The sequence below is a fragment of the Candidatus Nitrosotenuis cloacae genome (genome assembly GCF_000955905.1).
In the GTDB taxonomy this organism is placed as follows: Archaea; Thermoproteota; Nitrososphaeria; order Nitrososphaerales; family Nitrosopumilaceae; genus Nitrosotenuis; species Nitrosotenuis cloacae.
Genome location: NZ_CP011097.1, coordinates 534,841 through 549,004 on the forward strand (window position 1 = coordinate 534,841; position 14,164 = coordinate 549,004).

At 41.6% G+C, this 14,164-nt stretch carries 15 protein-coding genes; 7 read left to right on the plus strand and 8 right to left on the minus strand.

The window, feature by feature from the left end; genetic code table 11:
* Position 1: 1 nt before the first annotated feature.
* Complete coding sequence (locus tag SU86_RS02965) at positions 2–856, plus strand: hypothetical protein (RefSeq protein ID WP_048187327.1); 855 nt, start codon at positions 2–4, stop codon at positions 854–856.
* Here SU86_RS02965 and SU86_RS02970 read toward each other — a convergent pair.
* The gene (locus SU86_RS02970) at positions 853–1,455 is read right to left on the minus strand and encodes a hypothetical protein (RefSeq protein WP_148550732.1); all 603 of its coding nucleotides are present in this window, start codon (positions 1,453–1,455) and stop codon (positions 853–855) included. The two genes, SU86_RS02965 and SU86_RS02970, sit on opposite strands and share 4 nt — an antisense overlap.
* A 34-nt stretch (positions 1,456–1,489) precedes the next feature.
* Positions 1,490–2,203, minus strand: coding sequence for a hypothetical protein (locus tag SU86_RS02975; RefSeq protein ID WP_048187331.1), 714 nt, complete (start codon positions 2,201–2,203; stop codon positions 1,490–1,492).
* A 214-nt stretch (positions 2,204–2,417) separates the two neighbouring features.
* On the opposite strand from SU86_RS02975, the gene SU86_RS02980 reads away from it, so the two are divergent.
* Together SU86_RS02980 and SU86_RS02985 are read left to right on the plus strand one after the other, a co-directional pair.
* Positions 2,418–2,870: a 50S ribosomal protein L15e gene (locus tag SU86_RS02980; protein WP_048187333.1), complete on the plus strand. Its 453-nt coding sequence runs from the start codon at positions 2,418–2,420 to the stop codon at positions 2,868–2,870.
* A gap of 1 nt (position 2,871) precedes the next feature.
* Positions 2,872–3,399, plus strand: coding sequence for a hypothetical protein (locus SU86_RS02985; protein ID WP_052755434.1), 528 nt, complete (start codon positions 2,872–2,874; stop codon positions 3,397–3,399).
* Here the strand turns inward: SU86_RS02985 and SU86_RS02990 are convergent.
* Positions 3,396–4,058 (minus strand): peroxiredoxin family protein, encoded by a 663-nt coding sequence (locus SU86_RS02990; RefSeq protein WP_048187335.1) that lies wholly within the window; start codon positions 4,056–4,058, stop codon positions 3,396–3,398. The genes SU86_RS02985 and SU86_RS02990 overlap by 4 nt on opposite strands.
* Positions 4,059–4,138: 80 nt before the next feature.
* Here SU86_RS02990 and SU86_RS02995 point away from each other — a divergent pair, with 80 nt between their 5' ends.
* Complete coding sequence (locus SU86_RS02995) at positions 4,139–4,627, plus strand: HEAT repeat domain-containing protein (RefSeq protein WP_048187337.1); 489 nt, start codon at positions 4,139–4,141, stop codon at positions 4,625–4,627.
* Here SU86_RS02995 and SU86_RS03000 read toward each other — a convergent pair.
* Genes SU86_RS03000 through SU86_RS03010 form a run of 3 tightly spaced genes read right to left on the minus strand, consistent with a single transcriptional unit; the run spans position 4,624 to position 9,370 of the window.
* Entirely contained in the window at positions 4,624–6,711 is a 2,088-nt protein-coding gene (locus tag SU86_RS03000; protein ID WP_048187339.1) for an AAA family ATPase, read from the minus strand. The two genes, SU86_RS02995 and SU86_RS03000, sit on opposite strands and share 4 nt — an antisense overlap.
* Entirely contained in the window at positions 6,708–7,844 is a 1,137-nt protein-coding gene (locus SU86_RS03005; protein ID WP_048187341.1) for a DNA repair exonuclease, read from the minus strand. Before SU86_RS03005 ends, SU86_RS03000 begins: the two co-directional genes overlap by 4 nt.
* 2 nt (positions 7,845–7,846) lie before the next feature.
* Positions 7,847–9,370 (minus strand): ATP-binding protein, encoded by a 1,524-nt coding sequence (locus SU86_RS03010; RefSeq protein WP_048187343.1) that lies wholly within the window; start codon positions 9,368–9,370, stop codon positions 7,847–7,849.
* 242 nt (positions 9,371–9,612) lie between these two features.
* Between SU86_RS03010 and SU86_RS03015 the strand changes: the two genes are divergently transcribed.
* Positions 9,613–10,407 (plus strand): hypothetical protein, encoded by a 795-nt coding sequence (locus tag SU86_RS03015; RefSeq protein ID WP_052755436.1) that lies wholly within the window; start codon positions 9,613–9,615, stop codon positions 10,405–10,407.
* Here SU86_RS03015 and SU86_RS03020 read toward each other — a convergent pair.
* Complete coding sequence (locus SU86_RS03020; protein ID WP_048187345.1) at positions 10,404–11,438, minus strand: V0D/AC39 family V-type ATPase subunit; 1,035 nt, start codon at positions 11,436–11,438, stop codon at positions 10,404–10,406. The two genes, SU86_RS03015 and SU86_RS03020, sit on opposite strands and share 4 nt — an antisense overlap.
* Positions 11,439–11,679: 241 nt before the next feature.
* Here SU86_RS03020 and SU86_RS09470 point away from each other — a divergent pair, with 241 nt between their 5' ends.
* On the plus strand, positions 11,680–12,195 hold the full coding sequence (locus tag SU86_RS09470; protein WP_048187347.1) for an Lrp/AsnC ligand binding domain-containing protein: 516 nt from the start codon (positions 11,680–11,682) through the stop codon (positions 12,193–12,195).
* Here SU86_RS09470 and SU86_RS03030 read toward each other — a convergent pair whose 3' ends face one another.
* Positions 12,196–13,035 (minus strand): DNA double-strand break repair nuclease NurA, encoded by an 840-nt coding sequence (locus SU86_RS03030; protein WP_048187349.1) that lies wholly within the window; start codon positions 13,033–13,035, stop codon positions 12,196–12,198.
* A gap of 246 nt (positions 13,036–13,281) precedes the next feature.
* On the opposite strand from SU86_RS03030, the gene SU86_RS03035 reads away from it, so the two are divergent.
* Positions 13,282–14,100: an aspartate dehydrogenase gene (locus SU86_RS03035; protein WP_048189105.1), complete on the plus strand. Its 819-nt coding sequence runs from the start codon at positions 13,282–13,284 to the stop codon at positions 14,098–14,100.
* The last annotated feature ends 64 nt before the right edge of the window (positions 14,101–14,164 follow it).

Here is a 14,164-nt window from a genome sequence, read left to right on the forward strand (position 1 = left end):
ATTGAAACTGGGTCTTGCCTTCGCACTAGTAGCACTTGGGCTGATTTTGCCAAATGCATACGCTGCAAGCTCATCCCTTGAGGTAAACGGCGTCACACATGAGGTAACATACGAGGCAACTGGCCTGACAGTCGAAGGAATCGAAGCAGACACCAATACCGCAACGTTGTCTGTTTTGGTCACAACCACTGATGTTGAAGGAACTCTAGTGGTTGATCTGAATCGAAGCTTTTTTGACTCTAAAACAGATGGTACCGACGATGACTTTTTGGTCCTAGCTGACACTGATGAAGCATTATTTGTTGATGACAAGACTGACACTACTAGAACTCTAACAATTACAGTTCCGTCTGGAACAAACTCTGTTGATATTATATCCCTTGGAACAACTAACTTTGGAGCAGGCGAGCCGGCACCAGAGATACCAGTAGAGGAGCCAACCGAAGAACCAGAAGCTCCATCAGAGCCAGAAGCACCAGTTGAAGAACCAGAACCAACACAATGTGGACCAGGAACAATTCTACAAGACGGACAGTGTGTATTGGAACAAGTAGAACCCGTAGCAGAAGAGCCACCACCAACACCAATCGAGGAGCCAACAGAAACACCGCAAGTCTCTCAATGTGGTCCTGGAACTATACTCAAAGACGGTGAATGTGTGCTGGACCAGACATGTGGACCAGGAACAATTCTACAAGATGGACAATGTGTGCTAGATACTACCACCCAAGCACCAGCAGTATCAAAGAGCCAGGGAACTCAGCTTGCAATTGGTATAGTTGCAGCCTTTGTTGTCTCGTTCATTGTGATGATAGTCTTGTGGGCAATCGGCAAAGCTGGCAGAAGCAAGAACTAGAATATTATTTTCTGATTCACCAGATATTGTAGTCCTTTCACAAATTCGGAATCCGTAATTTTTTGCTCAGTCCACCATTTACCATTTGTCTTGTACCAGTAAGGGATCTCTATTTTCTCACCCAATTTGGAACCCTCAGGCAGCTTGATTGCGTTTTTTTCCACTAGGAACTTGAAAAACATGTGATCAGATACGGCACCGTCCAGCCACTGTGGCATTATGACATTGCTGCCAAATGGCATCACGATATTTCCTGCATCTACTAGCTGAAATGGCGCAGATGATTTTACCCCATCATATTCTACTTGGATTTGGTATTTTCCCTCGCGGAACAGTTCCACATTGAATGGAACTGGTGTGGTGATAGTGGTGTTTGCATTTTTTATTTGGACCGGGATTGCACTGCTTTTGATTCCCTCAGAATCTATAATGTGCATTATCGCATTGTTTCCACTTGTTTTGGATACTGAAATTGTCACAGATAGATAATCTCCATAATGATATGTTGCCTTGCTGGTCTGCACCAGTACGGTCTGCGCATCGGCCAATTGTACTCCAAGTGGTAGTATCAATAGTAAAACCAGAAAATACGCATTCACGTTATTTTGGCAGAATCAAAACTACACAAAAAGGTTACTGCTTTTTTGTCTTGACCAATTCCTCTAGTGATTGTACTGCGCCAAGGATCTTGGCCGCGTCATCACTGATTCCAAGCCTTGCAAGCTCAGCCCTTATCACCTCAATTGGGTCTGCCTGCTTTTCCTGCTTTTTCTTTGTCAGAATTTCGATTTCCTTTTTGACATCAGAGATTTGCGCATCTTTTTGCTCTAGGATCTGTTTTTCCCGTTCTAGCTGCATTTGGTGATATGCTATTTTTTCCAGTACTGATTCACGCTCTGATTGCAAGTGTAATAACAACGAATTGGTGTCATTTTCCGTTATCTTTTTGTAGTGTATTTTGTCTAGCTCCGTTCTTGGCTTTACCTGAAATGATTGTAATGATTCAAGTTCTTCTTTGAATCTCTGCTCATCCTGCTTTAGTTTCTCGATTTTTGTCTTTTTTGCGGCAAGGTGTGCATTTACGAACTTTAGGTATTGGTTTGTATTTGACATGTCATCCTTGAAGCGCTCAGACTTGTCCTGAACCGATTCCTCCTTTGTGAAAAAATTGCGCTCTTTTCCAAAGCTAATCTGTCGTGAGGTAACCTCCATGGCGTCAGCAATCTCCAGCTTGGGACCAGTCTCTGTGATGTGAGCCCATTCGTCCTCTGCAGACGTGTTTTGATTATAGTGCTTTTTTAGATCCTCTTCGCTCTTTGTCAGGCGATTGATGTGCTTTTCTGGCATGTAGTATGGTGGGAATGATACATTATGTTCTAGCAGTCGTTTGAAAAATACAAACTAATCTCAGATATGCTTATGATGGTATGTTGTAGTATGATGATCGAACCCTTTGTGGTTCCTGCGGGTGAAAAAACCCTAGAAGAATTCTGACACTCGCAGACATTTTGTGCTTGTTTTCCGACTTAGGCATATTAAGGGGGAAAAAATAGTTGCGTTAATGCTTACACCACAAGACCAAACATGGCTAAAGCACTGGCAACAAAACTCACCAGAAATAAGAAAAACGGCAATAGAGTGGAGAAAACAGCCAGCCTTTAATCGAATTGACAAGCCTAGCCGAATCCAAAGAGCAAGACGACTTGGATACAAGGCAAAGCAGGGCATCGTAGTGATCAGAACCCGTGTTGGTACCGGTGGTATGAGACGACAAAGACCAGTTGCAGGCAGAAGACCAAAGCACCTTGGTGTAACTCGAATCAAGGCAGACGTTAACATGCAGCAGGTAGCAGAGAAAAGAACCCAGGAAAAATACAAGAATCTGAAATTGCTTGGCTCGTACTTTTTGTACAAGGATGGATTTCATTATTGGTTTGAAGTTATCTTGGCAGACAAGGCACACCCAAGAATCTCAAAAGACAAAGAACTCCGCAAAAGAGTAATTCCTGCATAAATTGAAAGTTTTATTTGCATTTTTACTAGCTCTAATTGTTTTACCAATATCTGCAGAACCACTATCAGACAGAACCGGACTCAAGACAAGCTTTTCAGTTCCAGTAGGTGGGGACACGTTTTTTGTTGAGACAACTGCAAACTTTGATGTAAGAAATGTCTCGTTGGTTGATGATACGCTGATATTTGCAATCAATAGTAGCCTTGAGAAAAACATTGGTGAGATACAAATCCCAAATGGTCTGACTCAGGGAGTAATGCGCTTTACACTGGATGGGGCAGAAATAACGCCAAAGGTGCTACAAAATGAGCGAATTGTCTTTGTCACTTTGGAATTTGAAGGAAATGGAACTCATACTCTAGAGATGAGCAGTGACTTTGCTGCACCAAAAGAAACACCAATCATAGAAGAACAACCAATGAAAGAACCACAAAACAATGTTCTGATAGTTCTGGCAGCCGTTGGAATTGTTGCGGCAGGTGCTGGTGCTACCACTATGGCAGTTTATCTGAAGCGAAAAAAGGCCTAGCCTTCATTTAGCAGATCTTCAATCATGCCTTCGATGTGGCCTGACTGGCCAAACGATACATCGCGCAAGATTCCCTTTCTATCTACTAGAATGGTTGATGGTGTGCCTCTAAGCTGAAACTTGTCAAATGTCTCTGCAGAATATGCCTTTGATAGCATGTATTGTTCCACTCTTGCAATGATTTGCTTTTTGTAGTCTTCTGGCTGTGAGTCAAAGTCTGGCAGCTGGCTTTTGATAAACTCCATTACTTTTCCCTGCGATGGCTTGCCTGCAGTTTTCTCCAAATTGTCCATTGCCAGTGGGAATGGAATTTTATATGGAATTTTTCCGTCTGAGCTTTTACCATACATTGCAAGTGCCTTTTTTGTCTCACCGACTGTCTCGCCAGTCTTTGCCAATAATTCTAAATTCTCTACAGTGTTTTTATCAAAATCCTCAAATGCGGTTGCGATTCCCAAAACCCGCACGCCCTGATCCTTGTACTTGTTGTAGATGTTGATTGCCTCTGGAATTCCATACAAAAAGCATCCCGGACAATTAACCTGAAAGACCTCAACTAGTACGATGTGGTCTTTTTCCTGATCAAAGTTTGTGGGCATTCCCTGTACCCATTTTGATGTTCCAAAGTTTGGCGCCTTTTGGCCTATCTGCACTGACATTATTTTGGAATATTTTTGATTTATTATAAAATGTAATGCTCCAATTAGGATAATATAAGACCAAAAAATCTGCAGATCAAATGAGCATAGTTCCAGAAAAAAGACTTGCCCTTTTTGCAGAAATGGAGGACAGGTACGAAAAAAAGGATGTTGATTATTTTGTCGGATTGTTAAACAACGAAGACTATGTCATTAGAACCAGAGCAACATGCATACTGGTTGACTTTGGCGGCGAGGACAAGATTCCATATATCGCAAAGGTCCTAAAACACGATGACAACGAGCTGGTCCGACACGAGGCAGCATTTTCATTGGGGCAAATGGGTTATAGAAGCTCAATTCCTCACCTGGAAGACGCCACTAGTAATGATCCTAGCATGTTTGTTAGACACGAGGCCGCAATTGCGTTAGGTGTTGTTGGCGCAAAAGAGGCAATCCCTACATTGACCAAAGCACTAGATGATCCAAGTGAGCCTGTAGTGGAATCTGCAATTGTGGCGCTATCGAATCTGCAGTTCATGGAAAAGCTATCAAAGAACGAAAAATTTGCTAAACTAACTGGCGGCTAGAGCAAGGCAACCTTGGTTCCGTCTTGGCTTGACTCAAACTGGTAGATTTTTTCAACCGACGAATCCTCAAATATTTCAGCATCATGCGTTATTATGATAAACTGTAGAGGGCCTGCATTTCCATTTGATATGTCAGATAATTGAGATAATACTCGCACCAAGGACTTTCTTCTCTCGCTGTCTAGGTGTGTAGTTGGCTCATCCAATATGACAAAATTGAGATTTGATGATCCAAGCAAATGTGTCATGCCTAAACGCAATGACAATGCAACACTAACTTGCTCGCCGCCAGATAGCGAGTCAATGTCAATTATGGTGTTCTTTGAATAACATGTAATGGAAATGTCGCGAGTCTTCTCAGCTAGTGTTATTCGATGAATCTTTGTGTTTAGCATTGCAAGGTAATCTGATGCTTTACCGGATATGGTGGATAGGGCCCACGACCTTAGGCTGGTCGCAACAGGACCGTCGCGATTGTAGATATTATCTTGAATTTCGTCCAGTTTTGTCAGATATTCCTTGACGTGGTTTAGCTCAACTAGAATGGTGTTTATTTTTTCAATTCTTTGAGAAGCCTGGGTAATTTTTTGCGTGATTGCACCATATTCTTGGTCTATTTTGCTTAGCTCATTTTTTGTTGTCTCTAGTTGTGATTTTGTTTTGAGAAACTCTGAGGGGACAAATCCGACTATGTCTTTTTGGAGCGATTCTATTTTTTCGTATAATGTCTTTGCATGCGAGTCGATCTCTGATGCCTCGAGTAGTCCGCCAGACGTGGCTATTGTGAGGGGTATCTTTTGGATTTGTGCCTTTTGCGATGCTACTTCCGAAATTAGGGCACTGATCTGATCTTTGTTTTGTATGGAATGCGCATCAAGTGTTGCCTTGGCAGCAGTTGCCTTTTTGACCTGTTCTGATATTTCTGATTCAATCTTTGCTGTCTGCTGTCTTTTTTCTTCCAGGGACTTGATTTGTGATTTTAGATTTTCTTGCTCTAGTTTGAGGTGCTCTACTTGAAAGACTGGATTTAACTTGTCCACATGCGAGTCACAAACCGGACATTTACCATCTTGGAGCTGGAGTTTTTTTGCCATCTCTGCATGTTCGTTTAGAATTGCCTTTTTTGTCTCATGTTCAGTTATCTTTTTGCGAGTCCCTTCAATTTCGGTTTTTATTGTATGCATGGTGTATTCTAGTTCGTCTTTTTTGTTTGCCATCTCAAAGCAGTCCTGACAATCACGTATTTTGCGCTCTTTTTCAGTTATGTTTTTCTGAATTGAAATGATTGCATCTCTTACATATTTTGTAAATTCTGATTTGCGATCCTCTATTTGCTTTAGGATGGATTCCTTGGCGGAATCTGTATCTACTTGATGTTGTAGTGCTTCTACCTCTTTTGCTTTGGTCTGTTTTTTGTTTTGTAATTCTGCCAGATGTGGTTCTGATTCTTTGATCTCTTGTCTTTTCTCTTGCATCTCTACTGTAAGAAGTGGAATATGGGTATCATCATATCCGAATTTTTTGTAAATTGTCTGTCTGAAATTTTTCTGGGCAACTTTGAGGTTCTCTGATGCCAAATCAAGCTTGTCGATTCCAATTATTGCGTTTAGTAGCTCTTTGAACTCCTTTGGCTTTGCCTTTATGATGGAATTAAGCTCGCCCTGCTGGACAATTGATGCTATCTTGAGTTTCTGAAAGTCAAGGCCAAGTGTTGTCTCTATTTCATGAGTGGTTGATTCCCCAAACTGTCTGCGCTCACCGGCGGCCTTTACTAGTTCTTGGTCTCCCTGAATCTCTACAAATTGGGCTGCAAGCGTGCCTTTTGCGTCTATTTTTCGGGTAACTTCGTATTTTCGGTTCCTGGCAGAGAATCTGACCTTGACGTATGCCTGACTTGTCCCACGCCGAATCAGGCTCTTGTTTGATTTTCTGGTGTGCTCCCCAAAAAGACCAAATGTTATTGCATCAATGATACTTGATTTTCCGGCCCCATTATGCCCAACAAAGACAGTGACACCGTCCTCAAAGTCCAGCTTTGTCTCAGAGTGGGAAATGAAATTACCAAGCTCAATTGAGGTGATCATTTCTTGCTCCTGAATCGCTCAAATTCTTCCAGTATTGCCTGCTCTGCCTCTTTGATCTTGTTTGTGGATAGTAATGGTAATAGTTCCTGGATTGCAAATGTCGCATTTTCCTGTGTTCCCAAATAATTGATTGCCAGTCTGAATAATTCATCGTCAATACTTGATGGTCGCTCTAATAGAACAGAACCTCCTGAATCCTCTACCTGTGTTATCTTCCAGGTATAGTGTAGGGTGTGTGGAGCTAGTCGTGTAATTTGTGATTGAATGATATCTGAATCAATGTTGTTGCCATGAATTTTTATCTCAATGATTGGCTTTTTTGAATACCCTGTAATCTTTGCAATTGTTTTTGTAATGGATTCATTTAGGTTTTCAAACTCTACTCTGTCTGAGAGTTGTGGCCGTGTGTCTAGCTTTATCCAGCTTGGCCTTGCCTCTGATGTTGATATATCAACTTCGTAGAATCCTTTCTGCGTCTCCTTGATTCCTTCACTTGTTGTCATTTCTATGGATCCTGGATATGCGACTGGTCCGCCCAAATGAGAGAACTGTTTTAGGAATTTGTCGTGGAGATGGCCCATCGCATAATATGTAAAGTTCTTTGGCAGATCCGTTGATGATAATTCCCCTGCAAACTGGTTTATCTCAGAGATTCCCTGGTGCATTACCAGTATTTTGTGGCCTTGGTGGCTTGCAGCAATTTTATCAATCTCCGAGAATTTATCATAAAACTTGGACATCTCGCCGCGCCTGATCTTATCAAACCCTGCAATCAGTACACCTTTGTGTATGATTGGTGTGCCTTGGCCAACATATTTTGAGAATCCTAGGTTGTGGTACACGTATGGAATTGGGGATGAGCGAATCCTGGATATGTCATGCTCGCCTAGAACAAAAAACGACTCGACGTTGTTTTGTTTTAGTCGTTTTAGTGCATTTGCCATCTGTAGGATGGCAGTGCCTGATGGGTTTGGGACATGAAAGATATCACCTGCAAAAATCACAAAATCAACATGGTCTTTGATGGATGTGTCAATGGACTCGTTGAACACCAAATACACATCGTCCTCTCGTTCTTGTAGGCCATACTGCGTTAGGCCCAAGTGAGTATCAGAGATGTGTGAGAAGATCATTTTCAATCAAGTAATAGATCTTTTTGTATTAATCCTTGCGTGGACTCGGCAATTTTCTCAAACTTTTTTGTTCCGCGCCACTCTGACACTGCATTTTTGTCAGAGCCAATTGCCTTGTCTTTTACTTCCTCTATGTGCACTATTGCTGGCAGGTTCACCCACTGTCCGACAAATACGGCATCGCCTACATTTAGCGATGTTAGCTGGTTTATCAAATCCCTGCTGATTGACTCTGCAGCGGATGCGATTTGATGCTGGTCGTCTTCCTGGACTATTTTCATTACTGCCAGTGAGCCCATCTGGGATAATACATTTGGATCAATGTTTCTTGGTCGTTGTGACACTATACACAACCCTAGGCCGAACTTGCGTCCCTCACGGGCAATCTTGGCAGCCCAGTATTTTGTGTGGGTGTCCTCACCCTTTGGAATGAACACATGAGCTTCTTCAATTATTACAAATATTGGCGAGTCGAATCTGTATCTTTTTGCCGTTTTGCTCTTTGTGTTCTTTGCCATGAGAGCGGATTTTCTGTCGGTTAGCAATTCCTGGAAATAATATGCAAGGGCCACATTTGCCTGCTTTTCTGATAGCTCTGAAATGTTCAGCACATTTACCTTGCCTTCCTTGATTAGCCCTAGCGGGTCCATGATGTCTGGGTCCAAAACATCGGCAAATCTGTGCCTGGCATCGTCTATCTTATCCTGGACTCGGTCTGCTGAATGCCTATCATCCTTTCTTTCAGGATTTGCGCCAATCATTGCAACATTGTGGTCTAGCGCATCCCAAAAATTCTGGGCCTCTTTGACATCTGGGGTAAATGCCAATCTCAAAACCCTTTGCTGAATGTCTGCATTTTCTCTGATTTCTAAAACATCTGCTAGTGTGTTTGCATCTAATAGTCTTGGATTTATTTTTGCATCAATCACATTAATTCCAGGAATCCGAAGATCAGAGTAATCATTATGATAATCAAATATTATTAGTGTCCCATCTAGTGTAGAGATTTGCTTTGCCAACAGTGACACGAGGTTGCTTTTTCCCATTCCAGTCATTGCAAGTATTCCCAAATGCCGTGATACTATCTTGTTCAGATTCACCTTGGCCTCTATCTGTGAGTTTCTAAGCAGGCTGCCGATTTTCACCCATTCGTCTTTTTGTGGAGCAAAAATGTTTCCTAGATCATCTCTTGTGGCACTCAGAATTGCAGTTCCTGGAATTGGTGGAATTGCGGGCAATACTACGATGCTTTTTTGCAGCTGCGCCAAATATCCAAGTATGCCGACTTTGGCAGTAAAGCTTTTGTCGCGAGAGTTAATGTCTGCAATCTCTTTGCTTTCTATTGCCTCATCAAAATTATGAATATCAGTCAGTGCTGCGCTGGTAACAAATGATCTCTCTACTAATCCAAGCAGCTTACCATCCTGAGAATCAATCACGACATATTCTCCAACAGAGAGTGGCCGAGATGTTTGGGCAGTAACAGATGTTGGCTTGGACTCGCCAATCACAACACCAATCGTCATGGTATGGGCCTCAGAGCAAAAAACTTCATAAAAAAACTTGTCAGGCCGTGATAAATAAATTCCAAGATTGACTCGGCATTGACCTGCGTTTGTATCTTTATGCAAAAATAAACCAGGCATGATATAATAATTACATGTTTTATGTGGTGTTTGTTCGAATTTCGAACAACGATCATATAATTATTACAATTCTTTTGTGTTTGAATCGATAATCTTAAAAATATTGACTGTATATCATAGCAGTGCTACACTACCCAGACACCATAGTTGCAACAGCTGTCGAGGAAAAGGTAGCAAAAAAACTGCACAAGCACCTAAGTTCACTTGGCCTAGAGTGCAAGATGATTCCAGATGGAACAATGGACTTTGAGTATGATTACCCACGATCATCGCTTGATGGTCCAAACCCTGGAGTCGCAAGCAGAGGAGTATTCAAGGTAGCCGATGGTATTGACTACATTGATCTGCTCAAAAGAAAAACAGTATCAAAAAGTGAGTTTGCCCCCGGAGGATTCTATGGGATGGGAATCGCAGAAGGAACGATGTGGAAGCTGCGATACTTTTTATCATTTCCATCCGAGTATGAACTTGGCCCACTGAACTTTGGAACGCTTACAAAGATTCTCAAAGGAAGGCTCCACTCCAAAGTAGAAGATTTTATCTGGAGTGGATATGGCAAGCTCACAACCCTTCCTCCTGGAATGGTAGCCGACGACGTGATCGCAGCCCTGACTGCGGACAAAAAATTGCGTGAATTATTGATGCACTCTTTACTAAAGGAACAAGTAATCACGATCTCTGTCTACAAGCCAAAGGCCAAAGTCGACTATGAGATATCCAGAATAGTCAAGGATGACTCGTACTGGTACAAGTACAAACCGAAAAAGGAATCACACGCAAAAATAGTCATAACATCAGAGTGGAAGACACAAAAGGATTTGTTTATGGATCCGCAAACCCTTGAGGCCTACCAAAGAATTGGCCAGACCATCAAATCTACAGTAGAGAAGCTAAAGTATCATCTAGTAAAGAACTAGTCTTTGATTATGATTTTTGACATTACCGTATCGCTTGGAATCTTTTGCTCCACAGCATAGGTAATGGCAGATAGGTTTCGGACCTCAAAATCAAGCAGTCTGACTATGGCAACTATGGTGGAAAAGCCGAAAATACGCACGAATTGGGAGTTCATGGTGTTGTAGATCTTGCGCTCAAAGGAGCTCTCAAATTTTGATATTGCGCCGTTTTCGTCCTGTGGGACCATTCCCTTGTAATGTGTATTGAGTAGTTCGTTTAGTGCGCTTTTGAGTGAATCTGCTGAAATCATTTTTGTAAACATTTCTCTTGATTCACTTGATGCGTTTGATACTATGAGGTGTTGCAGCTGGTTCTCATCAAGATTCCAGAACTTGCCTCGCAAAATACTCATTATATTGTAATAGTCGATTTCGATTCCGCAAACAGAATGTAAAGAAAAATCGCCAGAACTCTTCATTGCGCGGCCAAGGTTTTCATAAAAAAACTTGTCAAAATACATGTCCAAAACTTGTATTTGTTTTCGCTCATTATACAAAGAATACATTTGCTCTATTTCCTCACCTATTCCTATTCCCTTTAGGACGCTTGCCGCCTCTTCAAAGTCTTTGGCAACAAGTGCCTTGAGCACAATGTCGCGCTCTTTGATCAATTCCTCTGGGTGCAAGCTAATCATTGACTCAATTTCGCTTTGTGGCCTGCCAAGAATTTTTCCCTTTAGTATGATCTTTAGATTTTTTAAAATAAATTTCAGATAATATGCAAACATGACATTAGACCCACCAGATGCCTGCATCATGGTGTGGTGCAAGTCTGCTTGTCTGTCTCGTAGTGCGATCTCTATTTTTTGAGTGGTGTATGGCTTTTGAATCTTTGAGATTGCGTCATTGTATGTGGTGTTTTTAATTCGAGTTACCAACTCGTCAAGATCTCGAGATTCTGATAATGTCTGGAGGTCTTTTTTTGTCATCAATTTGCCCTTGATGCTGTATGACTTTACTCCTGCAAAGACCTGAAGCGATGGAGTTGCCATGCGAAAGGACCAATTTACACATTAATGTATTTTTATTAAAATGTAATAATTCTAATAAAAAATGTAAGAATTTGATCTAACATGTTGGAAATTACATAATTTTTGTTTGTTTATTACAAGTTTTAGTTTATGCGTAATTTGAGACACGATAAAAAATCTATAATTATCTTGGAACTCTTTTCATGACCAAAATCAAAAGTCTAGCAAATGCTTTTTGTCTAGTTTGACGTACTAGTATGGGTTGACAAAGGCATACGTTTTGGTTACATGCGATAGCGGCGCAGAAGACTATGTTGTGTCTTCTCTGAAATCAACTGACTCCGTGAGTCTTGCAACCGGCGTGTTTGGCACATATGATGTGCTAAGCAAGCTAGAGGCAAGATCAGAGGATGCCTTGCGCGATGTCGTAACAAAAAAGATCCGCAAAATTCCACACATCCGAGCAACCTACACCATAATTGCTGATGACAAAAACTCGTTCTCAAAGCAAATCAAGGGCAAAGATGTCTTGGATACATACATGTCGCAGGCATACATTTTGCTGGACTGTGAGCGGGGAAAAGAAACTGAAACCATGAACAATCTCAAATCTATTGCAGAGATAATTGATGGTGATGTCCTATCCACGACACATCAGGTAATCTGTAATGTAGTGGCACCGTCATACAATGAAATCTCTGATGTAGTAACAAAAAAAATCCGCAAGCTTGGTGGAATAAAAGGCACGACCACACTAAATGTGATCAGCCACAAATAATTATCCTAATACTTCGCGAGAGCCTATCTCATTCGATATTCCATAAAGGCTGACCAGCTTTGCCAAGTCTGCGCTGCTTATCTTGCAGTTGTTGTGCGCAAGCTTGAGTGCATACGGGTATCCGCCGACACTTGACTTGTAGAGTTTGTCCAGAATTGACTTTACCTCATCTTCAGTGTGATTATCGCCAAATAGTTCTATTTTGATTAGTGGTGTCGAATCAGATAGCCTAGCGTAAATTGAGGAGATTGCCTTGTCGCGACCAAACTCCCTGTCAACAAAAATCTTGCTAAATCCAGGAGTCTTGGTTGCATGATTATAATAAAAAATGTCTCCTGCCAATGATCCCATCTCAGAGAACTGGACATTGGTGTTTGATGTCTTTGCGATAAATATGACATTGTTTTTCTTTGTCATTATTCTGACAATTGCAGGACTTAGGCCTGATTGGCGTGTCATGAACTGGGAATACAGTGAGCCATCCATCATCACAATGTCTGATACCTCGACTGCCTTTTTGCAAACATCCACTTCCATCTCGCTTGCAAGGCTGGAAATGTCAATGCCTACCCTGCCCAGTCCCTGCCTGTGCAGATCATCAATTATTGTGCCATCTGATTTTATTGCAACTGCGGTAACTACCCATAACTCCATTCCTTGGAATTTTGTGCTGTTAAAACTAGAATCTATTCCGGCAAGTACTGCATCCTGTTTTTTTGGTGTGTATTCTATCCAGTTTTGCCTTGCCTTTTCTACTATTTGCTCAAATTTTGGTCCCCTTAGGACAGATAGGATGTTTTCACGGTTCTTTATTGCATCCTTGTAAACCGTGTTAAGCATAGGTTACCTTCAATTCAGAAAATAAAACCCTTGGGATGAACGAACCCTTAACACGCAACTAGCTGGAAGCTGATTTACTTTTTGCGCTTTTTGCGAGCTGCCTTTTGATCTGCAAATCTTTGATGCTTGCCTGTTTTTCTTTTTACCATGATTTGGCTTTGTATGATGCCTAGTTAATTCTTCCTAGTTTGATTTGTTTGGCAATATACCATTAATTCATTTACCAGTTGTATGATCGGCTCTGTGTTGAAAAGAATAGGGCTTTTGGGATGCGGCGCCATTGGCACGCAAATAGCACTGGCAATCAACTCAGGCCAAGTCCAAGCAGAACTTACACATGTCTATGACTATGATAAATCCAAGGCAGAATCACTGGTTGCAAGGCTGGACAAAAAACCCACTATAGTTGAGAACCCACATTTACTTTCCTCAAACAATGTGGATTTGGTAGTAGAGGCGGCATCTCAGGATGCTATCAAAAACCACGCATTGAGCATCATACAAAACAGAAAGGATCTGATGATCATGAGTGTGGGTGCCTTGCTTGATGAGTCTGTGTTTGATATTTTGTTTGATGCATGCCATGAATTCAAAAAACGAATTTACCTGCCATCTGGCGCAATTGCAGGCCTTGATGCAATAAAGTCAGTAAAATCAGAACTAGAATCAGTCACATTGATTACTACAAAAAACCCAAAGGCACTCGCCGGTGCAAAGTTCTTTGAGACAAAAAACATGGATGTCCATTCCATAAAAGAAAAAACCGTAATCTTTGAGGGTGCAGCAAAAGAAGCAGTTACACTGTTTCCTGCAAACATCAATGTTGCAGCCCTTTTGAGTCTGGCAGGCCTTGGCAGTGAGAAAACCCTGGTCAAAATAGTGGCAGACCCCAACACGAACAAGAACACGCACAAAATAGAGGCAAGCGGAATATTTGGCAAAATCTCAATTCAAGTGGAAAACGTACCGGACAATACCAACCCCAAGACCAGCCGGCTTGCCATTTTGTCTGCAATAGAGTGCCTGCATACAATATGCTCAGATGATATCAAAATAGGTACGTAATTCTGGCAAAACTTGCCGTAATTGGCGCCATATCTGTAAATTCACACTATTATCTCAGTCTTTA

Coding starts and splice junctions, on each gene's coding strand:
- SU86_RS02975 (WP_048187331.1), bottom strand. CDS start 2,203: ATGCCAGAAAAGCACATCAATCGCCTGACAAAGAGCGAAGAGGATCTA.
- SU86_RS02980 (WP_048187333.1), top strand. CDS start 2,418: ATGCTTACACCACAAGACCAAACATGGCTAAAGCACTGGCAACAAAAC.
- SU86_RS02990 (WP_048187335.1), bottom strand. CDS start 4,058: ATGTCAGTGCAGATAGGCCAAAAGGCGCCAAACTTTGGAACATCAAAA.
- SU86_RS02995 (WP_048187337.1), top strand. CDS start 4,139: ATGAGCATAGTTCCAGAAAAAAGACTTGCCCTTTTTGCAGAAATGGAG.
- SU86_RS03000 (WP_048187339.1), bottom strand. CDS start 6,711: ATGATCACCTCAATTGAGCTTGGTAATTTCATTTCCCACTCTGAGACA.
- SU86_RS03005 (WP_048187341.1), bottom strand. CDS start 7,844: ATGATCTTCTCACACATCTCTGATACTCACTTGGGCCTAACGCAGTAT.
- SU86_RS03010 (WP_048187343.1), bottom strand. CDS start 9,370: ATGACGATTGGTGTTGTGATTGGCGAGTCCAAGCCAACATCTGTTACT.
- SU86_RS03020 (WP_048187345.1), bottom strand. CDS start 11,438: ATGGCAACTCCATCGCTTCAGGTCTTTGCAGGAGTAAAGTCATACAGC.
- SU86_RS03030 (WP_048187349.1), bottom strand. CDS start 13,035: ATGCTTAACACGGTTTACAAGGATGCAATAAAGAACCGTGAAAACATC.